Consider the following 6,322-nt stretch of genomic DNA (forward strand, 5'->3'; position numbering starts at 1 on the left):
ATGTAAAAGTGCGTAAATTATGTTTCAAAAAGTATGAATCAAGTGCAGCCCCTTTCCATCGCAGGCATTTACGAAGTGTGTATTGGCGTAGCCGATGCGATTCCACAACTGCAATATTGGGAGCAATTTGGATATCGGATCGGTCAAATCGCAGAATTATCGGCATCCGAGGCTCGCGAATTATATGGAGTTAGTTCAAAAGTGCGCTCGATTCGACTCTATCACCAAGATGCGGATCACGGATTAATTCGCTTGATGATTTGGGAAAAACCTACAAACGATGGTTTGAAAATGTCGTCAATGAAGGTGAAAGGCAACCGTTGGGCAACTACTTTAACTGCTGATTTGTTGAATATCCTCAACCATGCCGAAGATGCTGCATCTGCCAATTTGTCGGTAAAATATACATCCCCGCACTGGGAGATTATTTACAACAAAGAGCGAAAACCGCGTCCTTTTGTTGAGGCGGCTGTCGGAGTGCGTGAGATGATGCTTTTGCAGCCTTTGAGTCGGCAAGTTTTTTTTCAAAGATTCAATTATGGTTTGCCTAATTACGGGAAAATCAATGAAAATGCTTTTTTCAAAACCAGTCAAATTACCCACATGGGAATGGTAATTCAAGATGACAGCAAAGAAACGCTGCTATTTTATGAAGAAGTTCTGGGGTTGATTCGGGCGCGCGACGATGTAGAAACTACCTTTGAGTCTTCCCTCGCCGGAAGGGAGATTTTTGAGCTTCAGTCTGGGGAAGGATTTGTGGTGACAGCTTTTGATGACCCCCGATCGTCGAAAACAGATTTTCAGGCCGCGCGATCGGGTAGACTGTATATTCTGAGGTTCCCGAGTTCGATCGCACTAGGCGATCGATTTGAGCGCGCCAATCCCGGATGTTTGGGAATGTCGCTGTACACATATCGAGTGTCTAGTATTGCAGAATATTTTCAGCGAGTCAAAGCCAGCAATGCACAAAAAATCACAGAAATAGTCGCTAATGAATTTGGGGAACAAAGTTTTTCCTTCATTGCACCTGACGGATATTTTTGGACATTGATAGAATCAGGTTTGTAGTGAAGAATGCAAGTCTTAATAAAAATCAGAAGACCTGCATTCTTCACTACAAATTAATTTGACTGATATCAGTTCCGGTTACACTCCTTATGATATAGAGGAGACTGCACGTGCCGTTTCCCTATGCCCTAGGCCAGATTAATTGTAGGGACACGGAAGTGCCGTGTCCTGGCTGTAAGTAATATTAATTCCAATGCTACCGGATTTGATATGATGCGGTAATGTGCTGGTGCGCGCACCCTACATTGACAGTTCGCGATCGCACTCCGACTGCTCGAAACCGGGGAAAGATGGACGAAAACACGCGTTTGGGCCCGCAGATTCAGTAAAAAACCCGGTTTCGCATGGGTCGCCATGTGATCGCGAACTGATTGAGGGCATTCATCTATTATGAGCTTATGCTTCCGGTGCTGGCAGAGGGAATCTTTCCCCCGCGAGATAAGCATCAAAGTTCTGTTTAAAATAAATCCAAGAAGTCATATCTTCCACATCTAATTGCGATTTCGGCGCATCTTTATACAAAGGAATGCGAGTTTTAATTTCATCTTGCAGCAATTGAGGTAATTCTGTCCAACTCTTGACTTTGGAACCCGTCGCACTGTAAATCATGTTACCGGGTCGATTTCCCATTTTCATCCATGCCAGCCACGGCCCGATTCTATCCCAACTCAGGATTACTTGAGAAACTGAGACAAGTTCGGGATTTAATAATTCTGCTGTGGGCACTGTCAGCTTAAATAATTCCGCTGCTTGATAAATGGGATTTGGACTGTAATCAACAAATCTGGCATCCTCAGCTAAAGGATTAGGATAGTTGGGAAATAAGTCAAAGACAAAAGTCGTAATTTCAGGCTCTACTTTAGCCGGGAAAATTCCTTTAAAATTACCTTGGACGGGGTTGTTAGCAACGTGAGCAACCGTTATGGTTTCTCCTGTCCAAGGGTTCTCCCATTGGTGGAGAATTTTTCCGCTGTTGGGGTCGAGATAGTAAGTTAGTTCTCGCGAGGTGAATTTCCAGCCGCCCTCGCCGTCAGCAATACACCTGCTTGCACTCATGCCAAGTATTTTGAACAAGCGCTTTTTCGGTTCGTTGGGAACAAAAGAGTAAATATAACCGTTCCAGGTGAGAAATGTTGCTTCACCGTCTAGGGAACTGCGCGTTTTCACCCATTCTTTGGCATCAAATTCTTGTAATAAAACCATACCGCAGGCTCCTGTAAATAATCAATGTTCTTGTGCAGCGGATTTGACATTTCATCCCCAAAATCAACGGCTGCTTGCAATTCGGCGCTACTGGCGCACTGGTGCATCAGGTGGGTTTCGAGAGGATGTCAACCGCCGCATCGCGGACTAATATCCGTCGTTTCTCTTGATACCTGCGCCTCGATTTCCCTCTTCTTTCGGTTTAGCTTTGTTCACTCGCAAGGGGCGTCCCATCCACTCTGCACCGTCTAATTCGGCAATTGCAGCGTCTTCTTGGGCATCCTCCATCATCTCAACAAATGCAAAACCGCGCATCCGACCAGTTTCCCTGTCGGTAGGCAAGACAACTCGCTTGACTGTGCCGTATTCTGCAAATACTGCTTTCAGGTCTTCTTCGGTGGCGCGGTAAGACAGATTTCCAATGTAGATAGTCATGTCGATCGAACTGAACTTGTTGTGGTATACATAATAACCTTTTAATTTAACTGTCAAGTGCTATCTAGCATACAACTGGGCGATCGACTCTGACTAAAAGGATTTGCCGCACTCACCAACCCTTGGTACTGGCTGCAATAGTTAGTTTAATCAAAACTCATATCCTCACTCATCCGCAGGGCGAGTGAGGATATGAGTTTTGGGGCGGCGAGGAACCCCACCCCTGAACAATACTTGATTTTAATCAGATCAGTGATAGGTGGGCGACGAATCACCAAGCATCTTCGGAAACAAAGCGACTAACAAGGTATAGCATTCCTAAATCATTTGTGAATTTCTTACTCCCGAGCGAGCGGCTAAGGTCCGGGTTGGGGTGGGCTAAAAAATTTACGACTCCTGCAAGGATTGCTATATAAGGGTTCATAAAGTTCTAATATAAGTTAATTTAAGAAGGAACATGATACAATTACATTTGAAGATTTTATGCTCCGGCAACGTACATAAATTATAAAAAATGCTTTGGTAGTGATGGAAAATAGTCAGATAAATAGAGAAAACAAGTAAAGAAACTAATCAAAAAAAAGGGGCGAAAGTAATATAATTGTCGCCCCCTTCGCCCGATTTATCACAAACCTGAGAATTTATGGTCAAAACTTAAATATATTTTCAGTTTTATCAACACAACAAATTATCAATAATTAGGAAAAGCGATCGAGTTTGCATTCCGTCAACTTTCTCAGCACAATATTTGGAACTGGTTTACACACTGCTGTTATTGTACTTCATCTATCTGAGAAAGGCTCTGCGGGAATCGCTTGTGTCTGTGCAGACTTTCTAGCGGGGACTGAGCAATTCAATCTACCCCAGTGTGGAAATCCCGTAAGGGAAAAACGCGAAAAGCCAAACTGTGAAGTTTGGAAGCCCACGCCATAACTGTAATCAGTTTGGCGTTGGGAGGATGTTACTGTTTTTCCTTAGTCGATCGAGATTGACTGAGGCCCCGTGCTTTTACCGTTGGTGGGTTCGGCTGGGGGAGTAGTGTAGGAAGTTGAACCAGCTTGCTCGTCGATCCAGCTTTTAACGGGATCTTCGTGAAGGTTGAGTCGAAGCAGGCCAGATAAAAATCCGCCCGCGAAGGCGATCGGCTGTTGGATCAATTCTTTGGCCATTGGGATGAGTTCGTCGAGGAACATTCAAGAGTCTCCTTGTGCTGCTGGGGTTCTACTTTAACTGTACCGTTTGTACTGCGATGCTGGGAGTGACTTACAAGAAACCCTGTTTCCGGCCCTGGTACAAGATGCGCGATCGGGCAATTTCTCGGTTAATGGCCTACAATGCTAATCTGTTTGCTCTAAAAATTTTATGTGCCGTTTGCTTGGCTACCTCGGGGAGCCGATTTTACTCGATGCTATTCTGTACAAGCCGGAACATTCCCTAATTGTGCAGAGTTACGAGCCCCGCGAAATGACTTCTGGCGTACTCAATGCTGACGGTTTTGGTCTTGGTTGGTATCACCCACACCTAGATACTGACCCGTTTACCTATAAAAATGTACAGCCAATTTGGAGCGACATTAACCTTCCGAGTATCAGTCGATACGTTGAATCTGGATGCGCGATCGGATACGTTCGCAGTGCAACTTCAGGACAAGCTGTAGATTTGAGCAACTGTCAGCCGTTTCAGAACGATCGCCTGCTGTTCGTACACAACGGCTTCGTGAAGAATTTTCGGCAAACTCTTTACAGACCAATTCGCGATCGGCTCAGCGATACGCTTTATCAATCAATTAACGGCACTACAGATTCAGAGCATATCTTCGGCTTGTTTCTCAATGAATTGACAGCCGGCAATCTGACTCTAGAAGCTGCTTTGCAAAACACGCTGAAAACTTTGGCAGAGCTAGCAAACTTTCACCAAGTAGAATTTTCAGCTAATATAATTATCAGCGACGGACACCAGCTTGTTGCCTCTCGTTTTGCTTCCCAAAAAGCCCCTCCTTCCCTCTATTGGCTGCGAGACGATTTAAGTTTCCCGGATTCCGTCATCATTGCTTCTGAACCTTTATTTGCTGGCAATTGGCACGAGTGTCCAGTCCAGAGCATTATCAGTACCGGAGTAGAGCGTGATATCGAAATCTATCCAATCTTGTAGAGAGGCTATTTATCGCGATTTGCAGCAGTGTCGCCGCGGCACTTTCAAGCTATTTGCAGATATAGACTACGATACTTTTTGCCGCCAAGCTCATCCTGATTTCAGTCCAGTTGGCTGGCACTTAGGTCACATTGCTTATACTGAGGATTTGTGGCTGTTGCAGCGGTGTGCTGGGTTGAAGCCAGTCTTTCTTGAGTATCACCAACTGTTTGCTGCTGATATTTTGCCGAAAAAACAACGGGTTTTTCTGCCGACGTTACCTGAAGTTGAATTATATCTGGACGCGGTGAGAAAAAAGGTGTTAGATTATTTGGAAATAGCGCCAATCGACGAGCAAGAACGTCTCTGGCGGTTTATTCTTCAGCACGAAAGCCAGCACTGCGAAACAGTTGCTTTCGTGTTGCAAATGCAGCAGGAGAAGGAAGAAGAAAGTTCGGCAACGCATTTGGTAACGGATTTAACGGATTTAAGGGACGTAACGGATACAAAGAAGAAGAAAGAGGGAAGATTAATTGCCGATTACCAATTACCAATTACCGATTCCCCGGCGATTGAAATTCCGGGCGGGGAATTTTACATGGGAAGCGATGCTGCTGAGGCTTTGGATAACGAGCGATCGCGCCACCTGTGTTATTTAGAAGCATACTCGATCGATCGCTATCCCGTCACTTGCCGTCAATACCGAGATTTCATGGAATCCGGCGGCTATCAAAACCCTGATTGGTGGTCAGCGGACGGCTGGAAATGGCTGCAAGGCGAAGCCGTCTCTCAACCGCTTTATTGGTCAGAAAATCCAGCTTTCAACAATCATCCAGTTTGCGGTGTCAGTTGGTACGAAGCCGAAGCTTACTGCAACTTTATCGGTAAGCGTTTGCCATCGGAAGCCGAATGGGAAAAAGCTGCGAGTTGGGATGCCACAAATCAAACATATCGCATCTATCCTTGGGGAGAAGAACCGCCAAACGGCAGCCTGTGCAATCACGGCAATAATATTGCCAATACCTCGCCAGTTGATGCCTTTCCCAAAGGAGCAAGTGCGATCGGCTGCTGCGATATGTTGGGCAATGTTTGGGAGTGGACTGCTTCAACCTTTGACGCCTATCCGGGATTTAAAAGTTATCCTTACATGGGATATTCTCAAGTTTATTTTGATGGAGAACACCGGGTTTTGAAAGGGGGGAGTTGGGCGACTTTTCCGCAGGCACTGCGATCGACCTTTCGGAATTGGTACTATCCGGGCGTGCGGCAAATTATTGCTGGTTTTCGCTGCGCTAAGTAGTTTGCTAGGTAATTATAATTACCATCAAATTTGTTCACAGTCACGAATTTATTCATCGGACTTTTCCGATGAATAAATTCCTTAATACTTGCATTATAAAGCTTATGTTACTGTAGTTTAGACTAACCAAAGATGAGAACGGTGGCAAAAGAAGAACTAGAGCCACCGCGCTAGGAGAGAATGAGG

The 6,322-nt window shown here is 45.1% G+C and carries 6 protein-coding genes; 3 read left to right on the plus strand and 3 right to left on the minus strand.

Annotated elements, in window-relative coordinates; translation table 11 throughout:
* Positions 1 to 33: 33 nt before the first annotated feature.
* Positions 34 to 1,068 (plus strand): VOC family protein, encoded by a 1,035-nt coding sequence (locus tag QUA44_RS08340; RefSeq protein ID WP_333249851.1) that lies wholly within the window; start codon positions 34 to 36, stop codon positions 1,066 to 1,068.
* Positions 1,069 to 1,464: 396 nt separating this feature from the next.
* Here QUA44_RS08340 and QUA44_RS08345 read toward each other — a convergent pair whose 3' ends face one another.
* From QUA44_RS08345 to QUA44_RS08355, 3 genes are all read right to left on the minus strand, one after another.
* Entirely contained in the window at positions 1,465 to 2,271 is an 807-nt protein-coding gene (locus tag QUA44_RS08345; protein ID WP_333249853.1) for a DUF1838 domain-containing protein, read from the minus strand.
* A gap of 147 nt (positions 2,272 to 2,418) precedes the next feature.
* Positions 2,419 to 2,706 (minus strand): RNA recognition motif domain-containing protein, encoded by a 288-nt coding sequence (locus tag QUA44_RS08350; RefSeq protein WP_015179076.1) that lies wholly within the window; start codon positions 2,704 to 2,706, stop codon positions 2,419 to 2,421.
* A gap of 974 nt (positions 2,707 to 3,680) precedes the next feature.
* Positions 3,681 to 3,899, minus strand: coding sequence for a hypothetical protein (locus QUA44_RS08355; RefSeq protein ID WP_333249855.1), 219 nt, complete (start codon positions 3,897 to 3,899; stop codon positions 3,681 to 3,683).
* 169 nt (positions 3,900 to 4,068) lie between these two features.
* On the opposite strand from QUA44_RS08355, the gene egtC reads away from it, so the two are divergent.
* Positions 4,069 to 4,857, plus strand: a complete 789-nt coding sequence (egtC, locus tag QUA44_RS08360; RefSeq protein ID WP_333249856.1) for an ergothioneine biosynthesis protein EgtC — start codon at positions 4,069 to 4,071, stop codon at positions 4,855 to 4,857.
* Positions 4,829 to 6,136 carry an ergothioneine biosynthesis protein EgtB gene (locus tag QUA44_RS08365; protein ID WP_333249858.1) on the plus strand — a complete coding sequence of 436 codons (1,308 nt, stop codon included), beginning with the start codon at positions 4,829 to 4,831 and terminating at the stop codon, positions 6,134 to 6,136. The genes egtC and QUA44_RS08365 overlap by 29 nt, the downstream gene beginning before the upstream one ends.
* Positions 6,137 to 6,322: the final 186 nt, after the last annotated feature.

The organism is Microcoleus sp. N9_A2, assembly GCF_036701775.1.
Classification (GTDB): Bacteria; Cyanobacteriota; Cyanobacteriia; order Cyanobacteriales; family Microcoleaceae; genus Microcoleus.